Consider the following 22,932-nt stretch of genomic DNA (forward strand, 5'->3'; position numbering starts at 1 on the left):
GCTTTGTATTTACACAAATCGCATAAAAAACTTTCTTTTAAATAAATTAATTCATTCTTTATTTTTATATTTTAAATATGAAAAAATTATAAGTGAAAATATTTAAATTTTTAAATATCAGTATTTTATATTTATTTTGATGGTGTTTTTTGTAGTGTAATTAAAATTATAAAGTCGAAAGATAGAATTCTTTATCTATATTGCAGAAAAAGCTAATTTTTAAACTTGACAAGACTAGTTTAAACAACAAAAATGCAGTCTAGTTTTACATGCCTTAAATCGATCACCCTTCGAATAAGTGTCATTTCATGCAATGGACAACTTCTCTAGCCGAGAAGCTGAACAAAATGAAAAAAATGTGTTTATCCCAACATGTTTTAGATCTCGTATTGCACAAACAATAATCAGATCAGAAATTTTTCCTATTGCCATGAAAACTATGAAATATGTGTGCTATAACAGTGCAGACAATTAATGAATTAAACATTGCAAATGCCTCCCATTCTGCAATGAAAAAAGATTAGGGTGAATTACGTTGGAACTTTTATCTGGTGGTGAAATGCTCGTTCGCGCTTTGGCGGACGAAGGCGTTGAGCATGTATTTGGGTACCCAGGCGGCGCGGTTTTACATATTTATGACGCGTTCTTTCAACAAGAAAAAATCAATCATTACTTAGTACGCCACGAGCAAGCTGCTGGTCATATGGCAGATGCATACTCGCGTGTTACGGGTAAAACTGGTGTGGTTCTTGTGACTTCAGGCCCAGGCGCAACAAATACAGTAACCCCAATTGCAACAGCTTACATGGACTCAATCCCAATGGTGATTTTGTCTGGTCAAGTTGCATCACATCTTATTGGTGAAGATGCATTCCAAGAAACAGATATGGTGGGTATTTCACGCCCAATCGTAAAACATAGTTTCCAAGTGCGTCACGCAAGTGAAATTCCTGCAATTATTAAAAAAGCATTTTATATCGCATCTTCAGGTCGTCCAGGTCCTGTAGTTGTTGATATTCCAAAAGATGTGACAAATCCTGCTGAAAAATTTGCTTACGAATACCCTGAAAAAGTGAAGATGCGTTCGTATCAACCACCACATCGTGGTCACTCAGGTCAAATCCGTAAGGCAATTGATGAGCTTTTACATGCTAAACGACCTGTAATTTATTCAGGTGGTGGTGTTGTACAAGGCAATGCTTCTGAACAATTGACAGAACTTGCTCATGTACTTGGTTTTCCAGTAACAAATACCTTAATGGGCTTGGGTGCATTCCCTGGTGATGACCCTCAGTTTGTGGGTATGTTGGGTATGCATGGTACTTATGAAGCCAATATGACCATGCATAATGCAGACGTAATTTTAGCAATTGGCGCGCGTTTCGATGACCGCGTAACAAACAATCCTGCTAAGTTCTGTCCTAATGCCAAAATTATTCACATTGATATCGACCCAGCTGCGATTTCAAAAACCATTATGGCGCACATTCCTATTGTAGGCGCGGTAGAGCCAGTTCTTACTGAAATGTTGGCTCAGTTGAAACAATTGAATGTTTCAAAACCAAACCCTGAGGCAATTGCAGCTTGGTGGTCACAAATTAATGAATGGCGCAAAGTCCACGGCTTAAGATATACAGATCTTCCGAATGGTGAAATGCGTCCACAGCAAGTTGTAGCTGCACTCGATAAAGTAACAAATGGTGAAGCCATTATTACTTCTGATGTTGGTCAACACCAAATGTTTGGCGCGCTTTACTACCGTTACAAACGTCCACGTCAATGGATCAACTCTGGTGGCTTAGGCACAATGGGTGTTGGTTTGCCGTATGCAATGGCTGCAAAACTTGCATTCCCAGATCAACAAGTGGTTTGTATTACGGGTGAAGCGTCTATTCAGATGTGTATCCAAGAACTTTCTACATGTAAGCAATATGGCTTAAATGTAAAAATCTTATGCTTGAATAACCGTGCATTGGGTATGGTTAAACAATGGCAAGACATGAACTACGAAGGTCGTCATTCAAGTTCTTATGTTGAATCGTTACCTGACTTTTCAAAGCTTATGGAAGCTTATGGTCATGTGGGTATTCAAATTGATCATGCAGATGAACTTGAATCTAAGCTTGCTGAAGCGATGGCAATTAACGACAAATGTGTGTTCATTAATGTAATGGTTAACCGTACTGAACATGTATATCCAATGTTAATTGCGGGTCAATCTTTGGAAGATATGTGGTTAGCTAAAGGGGAGCGTACGAAATGAGACATATAATTTCTGTACTCGTTGAAAACGAATCTGGTGCGCTTTCTCGTTTGGTTGGTTTGTTTTCTCAACGTGGTTATAACATTGAGACTTTAAACGTAGCACCAACAGAAGACCCAACACTTTCGCGTTTAACACTCACAACCTATGGTGATGATCATAAGATCGAACAAATCACTAAGCAATTGAACAAACTTGTTGAAGTTGTAAAGGTTGTAGATTTATCTGAAGGTGCACACATTGAGCGTGAACTTATGCTCATTAAAGTAAAAGCTTTGGGTGCTGCACGTGATGAAATTAAACGCACAGCAGATATTTTCCGTGCACAAGTAGTAGATGTAACACCAACCACGTACACCATTCAAATTGCGGGTACAACTGAAAAAGTAGATGGTTTTATTGATGCGTTAGCAGAAAACACCATTTTGGAAGTTGTGCGCTCAGGTGTATCGGGTATCGCACGTGGCGAAAAAGTTTTAAGTATTTAATTTTTAATTAACAAATTCTCTCTCCTGAAAGGGAGAGAACTGAACCAAGTGAATACAAATATCTCAAGGTTCTGTTAAAGGAAGCAAAAAGCATTTAAGCGGAGACAGCAATGCAAATTTTTTATGATAAAGACACAGACTTATCTATCATCCAAGGCAAAAAAGTAGCAATTATTGGTTACGGTTCACAAGGTCACGCTCACGCGCTTAACCTTAAAGATTCTGGCGTAGACGTAACTGTAGGCTTACGTGCTAACTCTACTTCTTGGAAAAAAGCTGAAAATTCTGGTCTTAAAGTTGCTGAAGTTGCTGCTGCTGTAGCGCAAGCTGACGTAGTTATGATCTTAACTCCGGATGAATTCCAATCTCAACTTTACCGTGACGAAATTGAGCCAAACATCAAGCAAGGCGCTACTTTAGCATTTGCTCATGGTTTCTCTATTCTTTACAACCAAGTTGTTCCACGCGCTGACTTAGACGTAATCATGGTTGCTCCAAAAGCTCCTGGTCACACAGTACGTTCTGAATACCAACGTGGTTCAGGTGTTCCTGACTTAATCGCTATTCACCAAGATGCTTCTGGTAATGCACGTAACGTAGCACTTTCTTATGCTTCAGGCGTTGGTGGTGGTCGTACTGGTATCATCGAAACTTCTTTCCGTGAAGAAACTGAAACTGACCTTTTTGGTGAGCAAGCAGTTCTTTGTGGTGGTGCTGTAGAATTAGTTAAAATGGGCTTCGAAACTTTAGTTGAAGCTGGTTATGCTCCAGAAATGGCTTACTTCGAATGTCTACACGAACTTAAATTGATCGTTGACTTAATGTTCGAAGGTGGTATCGCGGACATGAACTATTCAGTATCTAACAATGCTGAATATGGCGAATATGTAACGGGTACTGAAGTAATTAACGAACAATCTCGTGAAGCTATGCGTAATGCACTTAAACGTATTCAATCTGGCGAATACGCGAAAATGTTCATTAGCGAAGGTGCTTTAAACTATCCTTCTATGACTGCTCGTCGTCGTCAAAATGCTGCTCATGGTATCGAAGTAACTGGTAACAAGTTACGTGCGATGATGCCTTGGATTCAAGCAAACAAAATCGTAGACAAAGAAAAGAACTAAGTTCTAGTTTCTAAGTCAAAAAGCCCTTGTTTTTAACAGGGGCTTTTTTATATCTTAATTAACGTAGTAGCAAAGATACGTGCCTTAAGAGAAATAAAGCAGTGCTTTATTTCCTTGCACTTCGTACAAAACAGTGTTTTATACTCGTTCATACTTTGGATTCAAGTAAACAAAATCGTTGATAAAGCAAAGAACTAAGTTCTTTATTTAGCAGATTTTTATGCTATAAAAAGCCCTGTGTAAGCGGGGTTTTTTTATTGGGTAAGAATAATGATTTTGTATAAATATATGAGTTTTAGTGATGCGCTTTTAACATTAGAAAATGGAACAATTGCTTTCTCTCATTTGGAGGATTTTAATGATCCATTTGAATGTACAACATTAGGTTTATTCGATCATGTAATTTCGAAACGGAATTCTAATAATGTAATTCAAGAAAAATTTTCAAGAAAATACCTGATTACTTGTTTTACTAAACAGCCATTAAACTCATTAATGTGGGCGCACTATGCAGATAGTCATAATGGAGTAGTTATTGGTATTGATGTAAGCAAAGCGGGTTTTAATGATAGTAATAAATTCATTATTACTGCGGGAAATGGCTCCGTTGAATATTTATCAGAAGAGCCTAAGAACTTAAATAAATGTACAGCTGAGTTTTTGAGTAATGTTGAAAAATTAACTTGGAATAGTGATAACAGGATTTTAAAACAAGCTCTATTGCATAAAATGGATTTTTGGAAATATGAGGAAGAGGTAAGAGTTGTTAAAAAAATCTATCCGTATATATCTACTTATCATCTTCCGCTTGAAAGACAATATGAAATTGATGGGCAGAATTGGTGCAAAATACCTTCAGAATTTAAACCCTTATATACATTACAAATTAATTCAAATTCATTTGTTGACGTAACTTTTGGTTTAGGTGCTTATAAAAAATTAAGACGTTTACAGCAGAAGAAAACAGGGGAGTGGAATCCTAAGGTAATCGATAAACTTAATAAATTATATGGGCTATGCCATAGTATGAATTTGCCAATCTATAGAGTGGAGAAAGACTATGAGCACTGGGCACTAAAACGTGAAAAAATTGATTTAAGTGAAAAATAGGATAACTTCACTTGGATTGAGATTTAAGGAATCATCAAACTGTCATGCATTCTATCTATGCTAACTAAAACTAAATAAAGCATAGATAGGTGAGGCAATGACAACAATAGACACAGCCTTATTAAAACAACCCATAATTTTCGAAAAAAATCATTTTTACTTTAAAAAGAAAGAACGCATTTCTATTACGCATCCATTTTTAGAAGACTTAGTTCGTCCACGCTTAAGAATCGCAATTGTCACAGAAACTTGGCCACCAGAAATAAACGGTGTAGCACTATCACTTTTGCAACTCTGTAAGGGCTTACAAAAACAAGGTCACAAAATACTACTCATAAGACCTGAACAAAAAAAATCATGTGAAGACTTTCAGCCAAATAAAGAATGCGTGGTAAAAGCACAAAGTATTCCTAAATACCCACATCTACAATTTGGTTGGCCACAACTCAACAAAGTATCGAAAGCAATAGATAGCTTTGCGCCAAATGTGGTTCATATTGTGACAGAGGGTCCTTTGGGTTTTACTGCATTACGCGTAGCAAAAGCCAAGAAACTTCCAATATCAAGTGGCTTTCATTCCTCCTTTCAAGACTTCAGTCGATTCTTCGATTTAGCATTCTTACTCAAGCCGATTCAACACTATTTACGCTGGTTTCATAACAATACCAATGTGACTTGCGTACCTAGTGTAGACACAGAAAAAGCACTAAAAGAATTTGGTGTGAAATGTCCGTTGGTTGTTGTAGGGCGGGGAGTGGACACAATTCGCTTTTCACCAGAGTTTCGATCTGCGCAGCTTCGTAAAAAATGGGGTGCAGATGATAAAACAAGAGTTCTACTTTCTGTGGGGCGCTTATCTCCCGAAAAAGAAACAGAAGTCGCAATTCATGCATTTCAAAATATGAAAAAATCAGAAAAATATCCATCAAAATTGATTGTGGTGGGAGATGGACCCGATAGGTTAAGGCTTGAATCACTATGTAGTTGTGATGATGTGATTTTCACAGGAAGTTTAAGTGGAAGACAGCTTTCAGAAGCTTATGCAAGTGCAGATGTCTTTATTTTTCCAAGCCAAGTGGAAACATTTGGCAATGTAGTGCTTGAGGCACTTGCAAGTGGTCTACCCGTAATTGCATACGATTATGCTTGTGCTCACTTGCATGTTTCACATGGAGCAAGCGGGTGGTTGTCTGCGTTAGGGAAATCTGTCGATTTATTCAAATATGTGCAAAATCTTCCATCACGCCAAGAGCTAGAGGAGATGGGAGTATATGCAAGAAAAGTTGTTCAAAATATAGGTTGGAATCATCCTGTTCAGCAGTTTGAGCAGGCTTTATATGCTGTGGTAAAGGAGACGCAAATGACGTCCTAATTTTTAAGCCAAGGCTTAAAGGAGAAATAAAATGAATTTTAAATATGTAAAAATAAGAATGTTAGATTTAGATTTAAAAGGCTGTTTGTATTTAAATCAATTTTCCCACACACAAAATATTGCATTGTTTTTTAAAATTATTAGTAAGTTAGGGGATGGTGTATTTTGGTATGTTATGGTTTTTTCGATGTGGATATTGCAAGGTTTTCAATATAGTTTACAAGTGCTTTATTTAGTATTGGGTGCTTCAGTTGGAACGCTAATTTATAAAGGACTTAAAAATAAAACAATACGTCCTAGACCCTATCAAGTGCATCAAGTCATTCGCTTGGGTGAGCGACCTCTTGATCATTTTAGCTTTCCATCTGGTCATACTTTGCATGCTGTTATGGCAACGACTTTGTTGGGATATATTCAGCCAATCCTCTTAATTTTAATGTTGCCATTTACTGTTTTAGTTGCTTTATCTCGCATGGTTTTAGGGTTGCATTATCCTACAGATGTTATTGTGGGTGCATTCATTGGCGTAGGTGTTGCGAGTGCGGTTATTGCTGTGGCGCCAGTAGTTGGTGTGATGCTTTGATCAGAGCGAGTCAAAGTTCGTTTCTATTGATGTAAAGTGTGCGTGAATTTTGTTGTGCATGAAGATGAATAAAAATGATGAAAGCACGTACTGATGTTTAGAAACTTTGATAAAATAAAAAATATTTTGCGCTTTAGGAACATCCATGGGTTTACGTTGGACAGATACTATAGACATCGCGATTGAGCTTTATGAAGCACATCCAGATGTTGATCCACAGTGGATTCGTTTTACTGATTTACATGCTTGGGTATGTGCATTGCCGCAATTTAGCGATGACCCAACAAAATCGACTGAAGGTTTGTTAGAAGCGATTCAAATGGCTTGGATTGACGAAGCAAGTTGATTTTCACAGTAAAAATCAAATTATTTACATATCAAAATCGGAAAAAAGCGCATTATTCGGTATAATGCGCCAAAATTTCGTGTCTACATCGACTTAAGGAGCCTATCATGGCTATTGAACGTACATTATCTATCGTTAAACCAGATGCAGTTGCTAAAAACAACATTGGTGACATCTTTGCTCGTTTCGAGAAAGCTGGTCTTCAAATTGTTGCAACTAAAATGAAACACTTGACTCAAGCTGAAGCTGAAGGCTTCTACGCTGAGCACAAAGAACGTGGTTTCTTTGCTGACTTAGTTGCTTTCATGACTTCTGGTCCAGTTGTTGTTTCAGTTCTTGAAGGCGAAAACGCTGTTCTTGCTCACCGTGACATCCTTGGCGCGACTAACCCTAAAGAAGCTGCTGCTGGTACTATCCGTGCAGATTTCGCTGTAAGCATCGACGAAAACGCTGCTCACGGTTCTGACTCTGTAGCATCTGCTGATCGTGAAGTTAACTACTTCTTCGCTCAAACTGAGATTGCTCCACGTACTCGTTAATTCGCAGTATTCAAACCAGATAAGTGTTATTATACTTATCTGGTTTTTTTATTCTCTGAATAAAGCTTTGCTCACTTATTGAGCTTCTCCTTTCATCTTTAGATATAGCTTAGGTAATACACACATGAGTACTGAAGTCGTCGCTACATCAGCAATTTCTGATGCACAGCAACAATCTCCATCCGCTCCGGCGCAGGAAAAAGTGAACCTACTTGGCATGTCACGTCCACAAATGGAAAAATTTTTCGAAGAAATTGGCGAGAAAAAATTCCGTGCAGGACAGGTGATGAAGTGGATTCATCAATTTTTTGTTACAGATTTTGCAGAAATGACCAATATTTCTGGGAAGTTACGTGAAAAATTAGAAAAAATTTGTTTTATTGAAGCACCAGAAGTTGTACATAAAAATTATTCTAAAGATGGTACGCGTAAATGGGTGTTCCGTGTAGGTGATGGTGCGGGTTCATTGGTTGAAACTGTACTTATTCCAGCGGAAGATAAAACAGGCGCACGTAAAACTTTGTGTATTTCATCTCAAGTAGGGTGTGCACTAGATTGTTCATTTTGTTCTACAGGTAAACAAGGTTTTCAACGCGACTTAAGCCAAGCTGAAATTATTGGTCAGCTTTGGATGGCAAACTATTCATATATGGAAGATGTGCCTGTTCTTGAGCGTGAGCGTTCGGTGACAAATGTTGTAATGATGGGAATGGGTGAGCCGCTTCTTAATTACGATGCTGTACTTAATTCAATGCGTATTATGCTTGATGACTTTGCGTATGGAATGTCTAAACGTCGTGTAACTTTATCAACTTCAGGTGTTGTGCCTAAAATTGATCAACTTGCAAAAGATATTGATGTTGCGCTGGCAATTTCATTACATGCACCAAATGACGAATTGCGTAACGAACTTGTACCAATTAATAAAAAATATCCATTAGAGCAATTGATTGCTGCATGTCAGCGTTATATTACTAAAGATGGGAATGAAAGTTCTCGTAAGCACGTTACCATCGAATATGTTATGTTGGATGGCGTGAACGATAGTTTGGCTCATGCTCATGAAATGATTAAGTTATTGAAAAATTTACCAAGCAAAATTAACTTGATTCCATTTAATCCATTTCCACATGCACCTTATGATCGCTCAAGTAGAAATAAAATTATTTCTTTCCAAAAAGCTTTGTCTGATGCAGGATTTGTGTGTACGATTCGTCAGACGCGTGGTGATGATATTGATGCTGCTTGTGGTCAGTTGGTGGGGCAAGTTGCAGACAGAACACGCCGTGCAGAGCAGTGGAAAAAGAAAGTTGCAGCGCAAAACGAAATTATACGCTCGCAAGGATAAATACATAGGGGAAAACAATTGCGTAAACCGAGTCTGAAAATCTTTATCTCATCTTTACTTATGGGTTCGACTTTTTTGGTTGTCGGTTGTCAGACAGTATCTGATCGCAAAGTTGACCCTAAAAAAGCGGTACAAGCAAGAACACAGTTGGCTGCTGAATATATTCGAACTAGTGATTATGATGCAGCTAAACGTGAATTAGACCAAGCAATGGAACTTGATTCGCGTGACCCTCTCGCAAATATGATGATGGGAGTGTTGTTGCAGCGTGAAGGCAGTCCCCAGAATGTAGAAAAGGCAGACCGCTATTTTAAAACAGCGATTTCTGCCGATTCTAAAAATGCACAAGCGCGTAACAACTATGGTACTTATTTGTACCAAATTGGGCGTTATAATGAGGCTTTAACGCAATTTCATATTGCAGGTGCAACACTTGGTTACGATCAGCGTTATACTGCATTAGAAAGTGCTGGGCGTATTTATTTAAAGCTCAATGATATCGAAAATGCTGAAAAAAGCTTTAATCAGGCTTTAAAGATTAATCGTAAGTCATATGTTTCAATGGTTGAGCTCGCAGAGATCTACTATTTAAGGCAAGATATTCCTGCCGCAACTAAATTTTATGATGATTCTGTAAACTTAGTTGGGCAAAATAATCAAAATGCACGTGCATTGTGGGTGGGTATTCGACTTGCGCGCGCAAATGGTAATCCTATGCAAACGCAGATTCTTGTGAATCAATTACGCGCTTTGTATCCGGATAGTCCTGAATACCAACGCTATTTGCAATTACAGTACAGTACTGAGGTCGTATGGAAGTAAATCCTAATTCACAGCAACCGACAGGTTCAATTGCCACACCAAATGCATTAGGAAATGTACAGCGTCCGGGTGAGTACCTTCGTCAAATTCGTCTGAATCAAAAAAAAGAGCTTTCAGATGTTGCGGCTGAACTTAAGATCTCAGTAAAAACCCTTACCGCTTTAGAAAAAGATGAATATACATCTTTACCTGAAGCAACGTTTATTAAAGGTTATTACCGTACTTATGCAAAATATTTAAATGTTGATGCAACAGCAGTCATTCAACGTTTTGATGAAATTTATACCAATGATACGGGCTTACTTCCAAATCACGCATTAAATAATTCACCTATTAAATTTATGGGTAAATTGCCTGGCTCAAATAGCGAACGTAATCGTAAATGGTTAAAACGTCTTGCATTGCTTGTGCTGGTTATTGTTGTTATTTGGGGCTTGGTTGCAGTTGTTCAAAACTTCTCGAAATCGGACACGACAAATCAGCAGGAACTTAACACAGTAGAACAATCTGATGTTCAAGTATTAACAATGAATGATTCTGCTGTTATGTCTGGTGATCAATTAGTTTTGAAATTTAGTCGCCCGACATCAGTACATATTGTTGACTCTACAAATAAAGTTCTTGCAACAGGTCGTCAATCATCTGAACTTGCACTTCAGGGCGAAACACCATTTCAAATTCGTTTGGATGATGCAGCAGCGGTATCATTAAGTTTGAATAATGAAGATATTTCATTGTCGCCATATACAGTGAACGGAAAAGCTGAATTCCGTTTATCGCGTTAATGGGTTGAGAGTAGAGCGAAATAATGATTGTAAATCCAATTAAACGCCGTCCCACTCGCAAAATTCGAGTTGGTTCTGTTTATGTTGGTGGTGATGCGCCAATTAGCATCCAAAGTATGACCAATACAGAAACATGTGATGTAGATGCAACAGTTGCACAAATTCAACGTTGTGTAGATGTAGGTGCAGACATCATGCGTGTTTCTGTACCATCTATGGAAGCAGCCGAAGCATTTGGTGAAATTCGTAAGCGTGTAAATGTACCTTTGGTTGCAGATATTCACTTCGATTATAAAATTGCACTTGCTGTTGCAGATTTTGGTGCAGATTGCTTGCGTATTAACCCAGGTAATATTGGATCTGAAGCGAAGATTCGTGAAGTGGTTGCCGCTGCACGCCATAACGATATTTCAATGCGAATTGGTGTAAATGCAGGTTCACTCGAAAAAGATATTCAAAAGAAATATGGTGAGCCAACAGGTCAAGCATTACTTGAGTCGGCAATGCGCCATATTGATATTTTAGACCGTTTAGATTTTCAAGAGTTTAAAGTATCGGTAAAAGCATCGAATGTATTTTTAACAATGGATGCTTATCGTCTATTGTCAGCACAAATTGATAATCCTATGCACTTAGGTGTAACTGAGGCAGGGATTTATCGTACAGGTTCGGTGAAATCAGCAATAGCCTTAGGTGGTTTGTTGATGGATGGTATTGGCGATACGATGCGTATTTCTTTAGCTGCTGAACCTGAAGAAGAAATTAAAATTGGCTTTGATATTTTAAAATCATTAGGGCTGCGCTCAAACGGGATTAACTTTATTGCTTGTCCAAGTTGTTCACGCCAAGAGTTTAATGTTATTAAAGTAATGCAAGCGCTTGAAGAGCGTTTGGAAGATATACGTACACCAATGGATGTTTCAGTCATTGGCTGTAAGGTGAATGGTCCGGGTGAAGCAAAAGAAGCGGATATTGGTGTAGTTGGTGCTGCACCACGTTCATTAGTTTATCGTAATGGTGAAAAAAGCCATTTAATCGATACCAATCAATTGGTTGACGAAATTGAAGATATGGTTCGTCAACGTGTTAGCGAGCTTGAAGAAGCTAAATCGAAAGAGATTATTCGCACAAGTTTTTCTGAGTAGATCATGAGTTCAATTGTAGCAATTAAAGGTTTTAATGACATTCTCCCAACGCAAACACCTGCTTGGAGACGTCTAGAGCAACATCTATCAGCATTGATGGATGCTTACGGTTATCAACAAATCCGTTTGCCTATTGTTGAGCAAACAAATTTGTTTAAGCGTTCAATTGGTGATGCGACAGATATCGTAGAAAAAGAAATGTATACCTTTTTTGATAAAGGTAATCCGCCTGAATCTTTGACATTACGTCCTGAAGGTACGGCAGGTTGTGTACGTGCAATGCTTGAACATAACTTACTTCGTGGTGCTACACCGCGTATTTGGTATGTTGGACCTATGTTCCGTTATGAAAAGCCACAAAAAGGTCGTTACCGTCAGTTCCACCAATTTGGGGTAGAAACTTTTGGTGTTGCAACGCCAGATCAAGATGCTGAACTTATTTTAATGACTGCGCGTTTGTGGAAACGCATGGGCGTTGCCGATAAAGTTCAACTTGAGCTGAATACTTTGGGTGAATCTGACGAACGCTCGGCATATCGTGCTGCATTGGTTGCATTCTTGGAATCTCATAAAACAGATTTAGATGAAGACTCACAGCGTCGTTTGCTGACTAATCCATTACGTATTCTTGATTCTAAAGATGCAAAAACTCAAGAAATTTTAGAAAATGCGCCAAAACTTCACGACTTTATGGGTGAAGAAACATTAGCGCATTTCAATCAATTACAACAATATTTGACAGATGCAGGCGTAAGCTTTGTGATCAATCAAAAATTGGTACGTGGCTTAGACTACTACAACAAAACTGTATTTGAATGGACTACAACGCACTTAGGTTCTCAAGGAACGGTATGTGCAGGTGGTCGTTATGATGGTTTAGTTGGTCAATTGAAAGGTAAAGCGGATCAAACTGTTCCTGCAGTTGGTTTTGCAATGGGTATGGAACGCTTGTTGTTACTTCTAGAGCAAGTAGAAGACAATACACCTGTGCGTGATTGTGAAGTATTCTTGTTGGCAGATCCTGCATCTCAGGGCAAAGCACTTGTTCTTGCAGAACAAATTCGTAACCAACTAGAAGATGCTTCAAGTTCTATCCGTTTCAAGGTGGGTTCACAAGGTTCAATGAAGAGCCAAATGAAGAAAGCCGATCAATCGGGTGCAATTTTTGCATTAATCTTGGGTGAACGTGAATGGGAGGCTCAAGAAGTGAATGTAAAAGAGTTAGCAACTGCTGAACAAACGTCTGTTGCTATTTCAGAGATTGTCCCTTTCATTATTGAAAAACTTTCTTCAAAATAAGCCAACAAAAAAATACGAGGATAAGGTAATCACATGAGCGCATTAAGTGAAGCAGAACAACTTGATAGTTTAAAGTCTTTCACTAAGAAATATGGCTCTGCCATGATTAGTGGGGTTTTAATTGCGTTGATTGCCTTTTTCGGTTGGCAATGGTGGCAAAAAAAGACTTTGGCTGAAAATCAGATGAATACAGCCAAAGTTCAGCAATTGATGGATGATGCTGCAAATGCTGAATCTAATCCAAATGCATATAATGATTTAGTCGCTACGGCTGACAAAATTGTGAAAGATGCACCAGATTCAGCACAAGCAATTCAAGTGCAGTTGCTTATGGCTAAACTTGCATACGATAAGTCTGACTATGCAGGTGCAGAAAAAGCATTAAAAAAAGTTGAAAATTCAAAAGTTAAAGATGCAGGCTTAGTTTCAATTTTAAAATTACGTTTGGGTTATGCTCAACTTGCGCAAAACAAATATGATGAAGCTTTAAAAACATTTAACTTAGTGACTGAGCCAACCTTCAAGGCTGTTGTAGATGAAGCTCGTGGCGATGTGTACGTTGCTAAAAAAGATATTGAAAATGCGAAAAAATCATATCAAAGTGCATGGAACGAATTGTTAGAACAGAAACAAGATCGTCAAATTTTACAAATTAAACTCGAAAGCGTTGGCGTTTTAGTAGAAGATGCAGATGTAGAACGCCCAATATTAGACACTCAAGTGGATGAGACTTAATGAGCAGAAATAATAAAATACCTTTAGTACTGACAGTTTTAGCACTTGCATTGGCTGGATGTTCTAGTAATAAAGTTAAAGTTGAAAAAGTAAAGCCTAATCCGCTACCAAAAATTACACAAACAACCAGTCTTGTTCCAGTGTTTTCGCAAAATGTTTCTGCGACCTCTGTAAAAGATCCTTTACGTTTGCAGTTAGATGTATCTGATAGTGTGATTTTTGCCGTTGATCCTAAAGGCAGTGTCACTGCTTATAACGGGAAACAAAAAGTTTGGCAAAAGCAGGTGACAAAACAAGGCTTAACTGCGGGTGTTGAAGCTGCGGAAGGTATTGTTGTTGTTGGGAATGAAAAAGGTGAACTTTTTGCTTTAGATCAGGCTACTGGTGAGCAAAAGTGGGCTGTAAATATTTCTAGTGCTATTTTAGCGCCATCTTTGGTTATTTCTAATCATGTGATTACAGTAGCGAATGATGGTACTGTTTATGCACATAACGTAGAAAATGGTCAACAACTTTGGACATATGATTTACCAAGCGTACAGTTAAGTTTACGTGGTACAGCATCTCCCGTTGCAATTGATCCACGTACAGTTTTAATCGCATCTTCAAATGCTTATGTCTATGCACTTGATGTTTTAACAGGTACACCACGTTTACAACGCCGTGTTGCTGTAAGTGATGGTCGTTCAGATATTCAAAAGCTGAATGATATTGATGGTGATCCTGTTGTAGCGGGTCAGTTTGTTGTTACAACAAGCTATCAAGGTCAAGTAACAGTATTGGATTTAGCATCACAACAAGTAGTTTGGAGCGAAGATTCAAGTAGTACGAAACGTCCTGAAGTTGTAGGTAATGGTGTATTTGTTGCATCTACAGATGGCAAGTTAACTGCATACGAAATTACGACAGGTCATAAATTATGGGAAAATGATAGTTTACTTAACCGTAAATTAAGCAATCCTGTAATGTTGGGTTCGCAATTGATTGTGGGTGACTTAGATGGTTATTTACATATTGTCGATCCACAATCTGGACAGTTAATTGGTCGCTCAAAAACAAGCGGTGAAGTACGTTCATTGCGAGTTATCGATAATCAACTTTATGCATCAACACAAAAGGGTGCGTTGACTGTTTGGCAGACTCGTTAATTTTTTCTTCGCTTATGTTAAACTAAGCGAATATCCGTATTTTTTAACGCGGGGTGATTGAAAATTCAATGCCCCGTGTTTTTATTTAGATTATTCATCTATTTTTTCTTCCAAGTTTCTGATGTTCAGGCCAATCCGTTGGCTGATCTTGTATAAAGGTAATCTATGAAACCCGTAATTGCGCTCATTGGTCGTCCGAACGTCGGAAAATCAACGTTATTTAATCAGATTACAAAAAGCCGTGATGCTTTAGTTGCTGACTTTGCTGGTCTTACGCGCGACCGTAAATATGGCGATGCTGTATTCCAAAATAAATCTTTCATTGTTGTTGATACAGGGGGTATTGGCGAGAGTGAGGGTGGTATTGATTCATATATGGCAGAGCAGTCTAAAACTGCAATCAATGAAGCAGATATCATTGTTTTTGTTGTAGATGCACGCGCAGGCTTACTTGCATCTGATGAACAAATTGCACGAGAACTGCGTACATTAGGTAAAAAAGTTTACTTAGTTGCGAACAAAGTAGACGGTGTACATGCCGAAGCAGCACTCGTAGAATTTTTTAAATTGGGTATGGGCGAACCAATGCAAGTGGCAGCGAGTCACGGGCGTGGTGTTCAGCAAATGCTTGAAGAAGTTCTTGAAAGTGTTCCTGAAGATGAATCTGTAGAAGAACATGATAAAAATACAGGTTTACGTTTAGCAATTATTGGTCGTCCTAACGTAGGTAAATCTACATTGGTTAACCGCTTGCTAGGTGAAGAACGTGTAGTTGCATTTGACCAACCTGGTACAACACGTGATTCAATCTATATTCCTTTTGAGCGTGATGGTCGTAAATACACATTAATTGACACAGCAGGCGTACGTCGTAAAGGTAAAGTGGATGAGATGATTGAGAAGTTCTCAATTGTAAAAACACTTCAAGCGATGAAAGATGCACATGTTGTTGTTGTTGTTGTAGATGCTCGTGATGGTATTGTTGAGCAAGATTTACATTTGATTGGTTATGCTTTAGAAGCTGGTCGTGCAATGGTTATTGCGATTAATAAATGGGACAACATGTCTGATTATGATCGTAAACAATGTAAATTGGATGTTGATCGTCGTTTTGACTTCATTCCATGGGCAAAAATTCATTTAATTTCTGCTTTGCATGGCACAGGTGTTGGTGATTTATATCCATCAATTCACCGTGCATTCGATTCTTCACATTTGAAAGTATCTCCTGCAAAAATCACGCAAATTTTGAGTGATGCAACAGAAGCTCATGCGCCACCAATGGTTCAAGGGCGTCGAATTAAAATGCGTTATGCGCATATGGGCGGACAAAATCCACCTACAATTGTTGTACACGGTAACAAGGTTGATAAAACACCTGCAGATTATCGTCGTTACTTAGAGAATGTATTCCGTAAGGTTTATAAACTTGAAGGTACGCCTGTTCGTATCGAATTCAAAACTTCAGAAAACCCATTTGAAGGTCGTAAGACTGTTATGGATGAGCGAATTGCGGCACGTAAACGTCGTTATGTTCAGAAGTTCAAGAAAGCTGAGAAGAAGTTTAAGCGTTAATTTTTTTTAATTCTTCATAGTAAAAAAGCCTGCGAAAGCAGGCTTTTTTATGGAAAAATGATGGAGTGAAAATTTAAATTTACTTTAAAAAAATCAAATGAGTTAGATGAGTGTGAAATGGAACAATTATTAAAAATTATGCAGCAGTTACGTGCAGAATGTCCTTGGGATCAAGCACAAACACCTGAAACACTTACAAAATATGCCATTGAAGAAGCGTATGAAGTGGAAGCTGCAGTACGTTCTAAAGATGTGAATCATATAAAAGAAGAGTTAGGCGATTTATTACTTCAAGTCGTGTTTCAGTCTCAAATGTATAGTGAGCAGGGATTGTTTGATTTTAATGATGTTGTAGAAGCCATTAGTCAAAAGCTTATTCGTAGACATCCGCATGTATTTCAAAAAGAACAATTTGAAAATCTAAGTGCGGAAGATGTTGCTGAATTATGGAAGCAGATTAAACAAGAAGAAAAACAAGATCAGCCTAAACATCGGTTAGATGATATAAAGCATGGTCCAACATTACATCAAGCGCATGAAATTCAAAAAAATGTTGCTCAAATTGGGTTTGATTTCCCAAATGTTCAAGATGCCTATGGGAAGTTAGAAGAAGAGCTTGAGGAATTTAAACAAGCCATGCAGAACAATAATTCCGATGAAATACTCGATGAATTTGGTGATTGTTTGTTTTCATTGATTAATGTTGGACGTAAACTTGGTGTTTCGAGTGAAATGGCGCTATTGAGTACCATTCATAAATTTAGATCTCGCTTTGCTTTTATTGAAGATCAAGCTGTTACTCAAAATAAGAACGTAGAAAATATGTCTTTAGAAGAAATGGATGAGCTTTGGGAGCAAGCGAAAATTTATTTAAAACAACAGGTTCAAAATGACAATAAGAAAAAAGAGTAAAATTTTTAAAACTTTATTTATGGCTTTATTTTTCGGTTCAGTTTCAAATTTGGCACTTGCACAAAGTGCCTATGAACAAAAATATGCACAATGGAAAGTACAACAACAGCAACAAGATCAGCGTTTAAAGAACAGAGCTGAAGTGAATTCTGACCATTACTTATCTAGACCTAGTTTGTCACAAGCAAACTCATCAACATCAAATATGGCGGGTACTCGTTCAAAAGTTAGATTAAATTCGGCAAATATTGAGGAACTTATGCAGTTAAGTGGCGTAGGTAAAAAGAAAGCAGAGGCAATTATTGAGTATCGAAATACAAATGGAAAATTCAATTCTGTAGATGATTTTATGAAAATTAAAGGGATTGGTCCTGCATTATTCAATAAAAACAAAGATAAATTAGCTTTGTAGGTGAGTGAAAAGATACGAAATAATGTCTGAATGGTATATCAAGAAATTGATAATCAAATTGCCCTTTGATGGTGTAAGAGATATCATTAGCGACATCTTATATATTTTACGTTCAGACGTAGGAGACAGCGTCTTTTGCAAACTTTGCGCGCGTCAAAATGTGGTTTATCAACCGCTCAATTACCTGCTTACATTTTAGATGTTATTGATGCTTTAACAAAAGCAGGTTATGAAGCCTATATCGTAGGTGGTGGTGTACGTGACTTAATGTTAGGGCTTAATCCAAAAGATTTTGATGCCGTTACCAACGCTACACCAGCACAAGTTAAAGAAGTTTTTGGTCGTCGTTGCCGTATTATTGGTCGACGCTTTGAGCTTGCCCATGTGTATTCGGGGCGCGAGCTTGTGGAAGTTGCGACTTTCCGTGCTCCACCTAAAAAAGAAGTAACTTCTGCGGCAGGTATGATTTTACGTGATAATAACTGGGGAACCATCGAAGAGGATTTTGCTCGTCGAGATTTTTCAATTAACGCCATGTACTATCAACCACGTAAAGGCATTGTTCTCGATTTTTGTAATGCAGTTGATGATATTAAAAATAAAACACTGCGTTTATTGGGTGATCCAAAAACTCGATTTGAAGAAGATCCAGTACGTATGTTACGTACGTTGCGTTTTGCAGCCAAATTGAATTTCAGCATTGCCGATGAAATTTTAGAAGTATTCACACCTGAGTTAACAAACTTGTTACGTGATGTTTCTCCACATCGTTTGTATGATGAATCTCAAAAACTATTCACCATGGGGCACTTAAATCGTGTGCTGCCAATGTTGATTGATTTTGGCATTTGGAAACAGTTATTTGCGGAAATTGATCCCAAAGTTACGAATTTTGTGGAAAGAGCCGCTAAAAATACAGATCAACGTATTCAGATTGGTAAAACCATCAATCCTGCATTTTTTTATGCCGTATTGTTGTGGGAGCTATTTTTAAAACGTAGTGACGTATATTTGGCTAAAGGCATAATGCCTGCAGAAGCACGAGCACAAGCTGGTTTAGATGTATTAAAGCGCCAAGCTACACGGACTATTATCCCTCGTTTTGCGGAAACTTTTATTCGTGAAGTTTGGGAAATGCAAACACGGTTATTAAGTCCAAAACCACAGCAAATTGCAGCATTATCGAATCATGCGCGTTTTCGTGCAGGTTTTGACTTTTTACTGTTACGTGAAAAATCAGGTGATGCTAATACTCAAGGTATGGGCATGTGGTGGGATAGCTACCAAAACATGACGTCTGATGAAAAAGAACGTGCTATTGGTCAATATAATCGTCAACGTGTGAAAAGCCGTCGTAACAAAGCGAGCATCCAAGAAGATTTTGTAGATACGCGTGTTCAAGCTCAAGTTGAAATAGAACCTTTAGTCGATGAACCAGAATCACGTAGCCGTAGAACACGTAAGCCGAAACAGCATCAGGAAAATAGAACATCTGTTGCATCTACAGTTAAAGGTGAAATTGGTGCGGATCATCCAATCTTAAAGCGCCGTCGTGTGAAGCGTGATTTAACACAAGTTGTATTTGGACCAACTCAATGAGTGTTGTGACGTATATTGGTTTGGGGAGTAATTTGGGTGATTCTCGTCAAATTTTAGTAGAAGCCGTACAAAATCTTGCGGCGTTAGGTCAGGTAACGACATCCAAGTTATATGAAAGCCCACCAATGGGACCACAAGATCAGCCAAATTATTTAAATGCGGTTGTACGTTTAGAGACGGCTTTAGAGCCTTTGGTTTTATTGGATGGGCTACAACGTATTGAAAATGAATCGGGGCGTGTACGATTACGTCGTTGGGGCGAGCGTACACTCGATTTAGATTTACTGATTTATGGTCAAGAAAATATTCAAAATGAGCGATTGACTGTGCCACATGTTGGCATACTTGAGCGTGACTTTGTAGTAATACCATTGTTAGATTTAGATGCAGAAATGCAACTAAAGGGACTTGTGTTAAAAAAACTACCTATTTTAGAACATCCAACGGTTACGGTTTTGGATGATGAAAATTGGGCAAGTTGATTATTTAACCTATGTTCTATGCATTTTTTAGAGGAATACCTTCATGATTAGTCTCAGCGACTTAAAAAAAATTAAAGCCGAAGGCCGTAAATTTTCTTGTTTAACTTGCTACGATGCAAGCATGGCAAAAGCCATGGAAATTGCTGAAATTGATAGTATTTTAATTGGTGATTCTCTTGGGATGACGGTTCAAGGCCGTGATTCAACTTTGCCTGTTACTGTTGAAGATATGGCATATCACACTGCTGCTGTGCGCCGTGGGAATAATCACTCATTCATTATGACTGATTTGCCTTTTATGTCGTATGCGACTTTAAATGATGCTTTGGTTAATGCTAAAACAGTGATGCAAGCTGGCGCTCAAATGGTTAAGGTTGAAGGTGGTGAGTGGCTAAGCGAAACGGTTGAAGTGCTTACGCGAAATGGTATTCCTGTATGCGTACATTTGGGCTTAACACCACAATCTGTGCATGTGTTTGGTGGTTATAAGCTTCAAGCACGTACACGAGAAGCAGCAGATAAACTCATTGCCGATTGTCGTGCGGTTGTAGAAGCTGGTGCTGCCTTATTGTTGCTTGAATGTGTTCCTGCGCAATTAGGTAAAGAAATTACTGAACTGTTCCCAGAAACGCCTGTTATTGGTATTGGAGCAGGTCATGAAACCGATGGACAAGTTTTAGTTGTACAAGACATGTTAGGTCTAACATTTGGTCGCGTTGCTAAATTTGTTCGTAATTTTATGAAAGAACAATCAGGTGAAACTGCAATTTTGGATGCATTCAAAGCATATCATGCCGCTGTTCAAGATGGCTCATTTCCAGCACCTGAGCAAACTTTCCAAGTAGAGCTGTAAAATATGAAAATTGAATCTACCATCCAAGGTTTATCTGAATCGCTTAAAACAGCTCGAACGAATCAGAAGGTGATTGGTTTAGTTCCTACAATGGGGAATTTACACCAAGGTCACTTAAATCTTGTTCGTGAAGCGCGTAAGCATTGTGATATTGTGGTTGTGAGTATTTTTGTCAATCCAATTCAGTTTGGTCCAAATGAAGATTACGACAGCTATCCACGTACATTAGAACAAGATAGTAAGCTTTTGGAAGAGGTGGGTTGTGATTATATTTTTGCACCAACTGTTGAGCAAATGTATGGTAATCAACCACGTTTAACGAATATTTCTGTTAGTGGTATCACGGCAGATTTGTGTGGTTTACAACGTCCAGGTCATTTTGATGGCGTGGCTGTAGTTGTAACTAAATTATTCAATATTGTACGCCCTGAAATTGCATTCTTTGGTGAAAAAGATTACCAACAGCTTGCGGTTATTCGTCAGTTTGTACGTGATTTGAATATGCCAATTCGTGTTGTAGGTGTGCCTATTGCTCGAGCTGAAGATGGTTTGGCACTAAGTTCGCGTAATGGTTATTTATCTGAAGAACACCGTGCAATTGCACCAGTAATTCATCAAAGTTTAGTAAAAGCAGAGCATAATTTACAGCAAGGTCAAAGTTTAAATGATGTTTTAGATCAAATTAAAACAGCATTGACAGAAGTTGGTTTTGTTGTGGATTATGTAGAAGCACGTACAACTGAACTTCAAAAAATTGAAGATTTTAGTCAAGATGTTGTGCTTTTTGTTGCAGCTAAAATTGGTTCAACTCGTTTAATTGATAATTGGCAGGTAAAGCATCGCGCTTAAACTTGTGAAGAGGATAATGCCATGAAGCGTATATTGATCGTTACTGGACAATCGGGATCGGGAAAATCATCTGCTTTGCAGGTGCTTGAAGATTTGGGTTATTACTGTATCGATAATTTACCTCTGGCATTACTTCCAGAAATTGTTGGTAAACTCGATAAAGAAAATAATTTAGAACAGCTTGCTTTAGGAGTGGATGTTCGAAGCACACGTGCAGATTTACAAGAATTCGATTTTGTATTTGAACAATTAAAAAAACATGGTTCAGTTGAAATTATATTTTTATCTACACAAGATCAAGAACTTATTACTAGATTTAGTGCATCACGTCGGCCACATCCACTGGCGAATCGTTTTAAAAGTTTAACGCAATGTATTGAAGAAGAAAAAACATTACTTATTCCAATTCAGTTCCAAGCAACTATTAAAATTGACACAACTGACAAAAGCGTACACGATTTAAAACATATGCTGTTGTCTAGATTGGGACAAACTGATAACTTAATTGTAATTTTACAATCTTTTGGTTATAAACATGGCATTCCTTTAGATGCCGATTATGTTTTTGATGTACGTCATTTACCAAATCCACATTGGGATTTGGGGTTGCGTCAATTTTCTGGTTTAGATGAACCAGTACAAAAATTCTTAGAATCGAACAGTCAAACGACTGAAATGTTTCAAGATGTTTATAATTTTTTAGAAAAATGGTTGCCTGCATTTGCTGAAGGTCATCGTCATTATATAACGATTTCAATAGGTTGTACGGGTGGGCAGCATCGTTCAGTTTATATTGTGGATAGACTCAAAAAAGCCCTTGAGGCAAAATGGGCTATTCAGGTTTTACATAGAGAAATGAAGCACTGGTCATGATTGACACAACTGTTGACGTAATTAATAAACTAGGGTTACATGCGCGTGCGTCTGGAAAACTCATCGAAGTTACTACAAAATTTCGTTCATCTATCCAAATAGGGAAAGGTGATAAACTAGTAGACGCAAAAAATATTATGTCCTTACTTATGCTTGGTGCTGGTAAGGGCACAACTCTACGCTTGGTGATTGAAGGTGCAGATGAAGAAAAAGCTTTATCTGATATTCAAGCACTATTTGCAGCAAAATTTTACGAGGCAGATTAAT

24 protein-coding genes are annotated in these 22,932 nt (G+C 38.0%); all 24 read left to right on the forward strand.

The window, feature by feature from the left end:
- The first annotated feature begins 535 nt into the window (after window positions 1-535).
- The 24 genes from AC5YDH_RS09930 (at window position 536) to AC5YDH_RS10045 (ending at window position 22,931) form a co-directional block, all read left to right on the forward strand.
- Window positions 536-2,263, forward strand: coding sequence for an acetolactate synthase 3 large subunit (locus tag AC5YDH_RS09930; RefSeq protein WP_496119057.1), 1,728 nt, complete (start codon window positions 536-538; stop codon window positions 2,261-2,263).
- Window positions 2,260-2,751, forward strand: coding sequence for an acetolactate synthase small subunit (gene ilvN, locus AC5YDH_RS09935; RefSeq protein ID WP_496119059.1), 492 nt, complete (start codon window positions 2,260-2,262; stop codon window positions 2,749-2,751). The genes AC5YDH_RS09930 and ilvN overlap by 4 nt, the downstream gene beginning before the upstream one ends.
- 110 nt (window positions 2,752-2,861) lie before the next feature.
- Window positions 2,862-3,878: a ketol-acid reductoisomerase gene (gene ilvC / locus AC5YDH_RS09940; RefSeq protein ID WP_086212845.1), complete on the forward strand. Its 1,017-nt coding sequence runs from the start codon at window positions 2,862-2,864 to the stop codon at window positions 3,876-3,878.
- A gap of 288 nt (window positions 3,879-4,166) precedes the next feature.
- Window positions 4,167-4,988, forward strand: a complete 822-nt coding sequence (locus AC5YDH_RS09945) for a DUF2971 domain-containing protein (RefSeq protein WP_496119061.1) — start codon at window positions 4,167-4,169, stop codon at window positions 4,986-4,988.
- A gap of 97 nt (window positions 4,989-5,085) precedes the next feature.
- The gene (locus AC5YDH_RS09950) at window positions 5,086-6,360 is read left to right on the forward strand and encodes a glycosyltransferase family 4 protein (RefSeq protein WP_496119063.1); all 1,275 of its coding nucleotides are present in this window, start codon (window positions 5,086-5,088) and stop codon (window positions 6,358-6,360) included.
- Window positions 6,361-6,391: 31 nt separating this feature from the next.
- Window positions 6,392-6,943: a phosphatase PAP2 family protein gene (locus AC5YDH_RS09955; protein ID WP_496119065.1), complete on the forward strand. Its 552-nt coding sequence runs from the start codon at window positions 6,392-6,394 to the stop codon at window positions 6,941-6,943.
- A 145-nt stretch (window positions 6,944-7,088) separates the two neighbouring features.
- The gene (gene iscX / locus AC5YDH_RS09960) at window positions 7,089-7,289 is read left to right on the forward strand and encodes a Fe-S cluster assembly protein IscX (RefSeq protein WP_154772101.1); all 201 of its coding nucleotides are present in this window, start codon (window positions 7,089-7,091) and stop codon (window positions 7,287-7,289) included.
- A gap of 107 nt (window positions 7,290-7,396) precedes the next feature.
- A complete protein-coding gene (gene ndk / locus AC5YDH_RS09965) occupies window positions 7,397-7,828 on the forward strand; it encodes a nucleoside-diphosphate kinase (protein WP_496119068.1) in 432 nt (143 codons plus the stop codon).
- 124 nt (window positions 7,829-7,952) lie between these two features.
- The gene (gene rlmN / locus AC5YDH_RS09970; protein ID WP_496119070.1) at window positions 7,953-9,176 is read left to right on the forward strand and encodes a dual-specificity RNA methyltransferase RlmN; all 1,224 of its coding nucleotides are present in this window, start codon (window positions 7,953-7,955) and stop codon (window positions 9,174-9,176) included.
- An 18-nt stretch (window positions 9,177-9,194) separates the two neighbouring features.
- Window positions 9,195-9,998 carry a type IV pilus biogenesis/stability protein PilW gene (gene pilW / locus AC5YDH_RS09975; RefSeq protein WP_496119072.1) on the forward strand — a complete coding sequence of 268 codons (804 nt, stop codon included), beginning with the start codon at window positions 9,195-9,197 and terminating at the stop codon, window positions 9,996-9,998.
- Window positions 9,989-10,783 carry a helix-turn-helix domain-containing protein gene (locus AC5YDH_RS09980; protein WP_496119074.1) on the forward strand — a complete coding sequence of 265 codons (795 nt, stop codon included), beginning with the start codon at window positions 9,989-9,991 and terminating at the stop codon, window positions 10,781-10,783. The genes pilW and AC5YDH_RS09980 overlap by 10 nt, the downstream gene beginning before the upstream one ends.
- A 23-nt stretch (window positions 10,784-10,806) precedes the next feature.
- Complete coding sequence (gene ispG, locus AC5YDH_RS09985) at window positions 10,807-11,928, forward strand: flavodoxin-dependent (E)-4-hydroxy-3-methylbut-2-enyl-diphosphate synthase (protein WP_496119076.1); 1,122 nt, start codon at window positions 10,807-10,809, stop codon at window positions 11,926-11,928.
- A 3-nt stretch (window positions 11,929-11,931) separates the two neighbouring features.
- On the forward strand, window positions 11,932-13,227 hold the full coding sequence (hisS, locus tag AC5YDH_RS09990) for a histidine--tRNA ligase (RefSeq protein WP_496119078.1): 1,296 nt from the start codon (window positions 11,932-11,934) through the stop codon (window positions 13,225-13,227).
- Between the two features lie 33 nt (window positions 13,228-13,260).
- Window positions 13,261-13,962, forward strand: a complete 702-nt coding sequence (locus tag AC5YDH_RS09995) for a YfgM family protein (protein WP_496119080.1) — start codon at window positions 13,261-13,263, stop codon at window positions 13,960-13,962.
- Window positions 13,962-15,110 carry an outer membrane protein assembly factor BamB gene (gene bamB, locus AC5YDH_RS10000; RefSeq protein ID WP_496119082.1) on the forward strand — a complete coding sequence of 383 codons (1,149 nt, stop codon included), beginning with the start codon at window positions 13,962-13,964 and terminating at the stop codon, window positions 15,108-15,110. The genes AC5YDH_RS09995 and bamB overlap by 1 nt, the downstream gene beginning before the upstream one ends.
- 165 nt (window positions 15,111-15,275) lie before the next feature.
- On the forward strand, window positions 15,276-16,685 hold the full coding sequence (gene der, locus AC5YDH_RS10005) for a ribosome biogenesis GTPase Der (protein WP_496119084.1): 1,410 nt from the start codon (window positions 15,276-15,278) through the stop codon (window positions 16,683-16,685).
- 117 nt (window positions 16,686-16,802) lie between these two features.
- On the forward strand, window positions 16,803-17,597 hold the full coding sequence (gene mazG, locus AC5YDH_RS10010) for a nucleoside triphosphate pyrophosphohydrolase (protein WP_496119086.1): 795 nt from the start codon (window positions 16,803-16,805) through the stop codon (window positions 17,595-17,597).
- Window positions 17,598-17,616: 19 nt separating this feature from the next.
- Window positions 17,617-18,009, forward strand: coding sequence for a ComEA family DNA-binding protein (locus tag AC5YDH_RS10015; RefSeq protein WP_496119088.1), 393 nt, complete (start codon window positions 17,617-17,619; stop codon window positions 18,007-18,009).
- 135 nt (window positions 18,010-18,144) lie between these two features.
- Window positions 18,145-19,608 (forward strand): polynucleotide adenylyltransferase PcnB, encoded by a 1,464-nt coding sequence (gene pcnB / locus AC5YDH_RS10020; RefSeq protein ID WP_496119090.1) that lies wholly within the window; start codon window positions 18,145-18,147, stop codon window positions 19,606-19,608.
- On the forward strand, window positions 19,605-20,090 hold the full coding sequence (folK, locus tag AC5YDH_RS10025) for a 2-amino-4-hydroxy-6-hydroxymethyldihydropteridine diphosphokinase (protein ID WP_496119092.1): 486 nt from the start codon (window positions 19,605-19,607) through the stop codon (window positions 20,088-20,090). Before pcnB ends, folK begins: the two co-directional genes overlap by 4 nt.
- Window positions 20,091-20,133: 43 nt before the next feature.
- The gene (gene panB, locus AC5YDH_RS10030) at window positions 20,134-20,943 is read left to right on the forward strand and encodes a 3-methyl-2-oxobutanoate hydroxymethyltransferase (RefSeq protein ID WP_496119093.1); all 810 of its coding nucleotides are present in this window, start codon (window positions 20,134-20,136) and stop codon (window positions 20,941-20,943) included.
- A 3-nt stretch (window positions 20,944-20,946) separates the two neighbouring features.
- Window positions 20,947-21,792 carry a pantoate--beta-alanine ligase gene (panC, locus tag AC5YDH_RS10035; protein WP_496119095.1) on the forward strand — a complete coding sequence of 282 codons (846 nt, stop codon included), beginning with the start codon at window positions 20,947-20,949 and terminating at the stop codon, window positions 21,790-21,792.
- Between the two features lie 21 nt (window positions 21,793-21,813).
- Entirely contained in the window at window positions 21,814-22,665 is an 852-nt protein-coding gene (gene rapZ / locus AC5YDH_RS10040; RefSeq protein ID WP_496119097.1) for an RNase adapter RapZ, read from the forward strand.
- Window positions 22,662-22,931 carry an HPr family phosphocarrier protein gene (locus AC5YDH_RS10045; RefSeq protein ID WP_496119099.1) on the forward strand — a complete coding sequence of 90 codons (270 nt, stop codon included), beginning with the start codon at window positions 22,662-22,664 and terminating at the stop codon, window positions 22,929-22,931. The genes rapZ and AC5YDH_RS10045 overlap by 4 nt, the downstream gene beginning before the upstream one ends.
- The last annotated feature ends 1 nt before the right edge of the window (window position 22,932 follow it).

Source organism: Acinetobacter sp. FY683 (assembly GCF_059515885.1).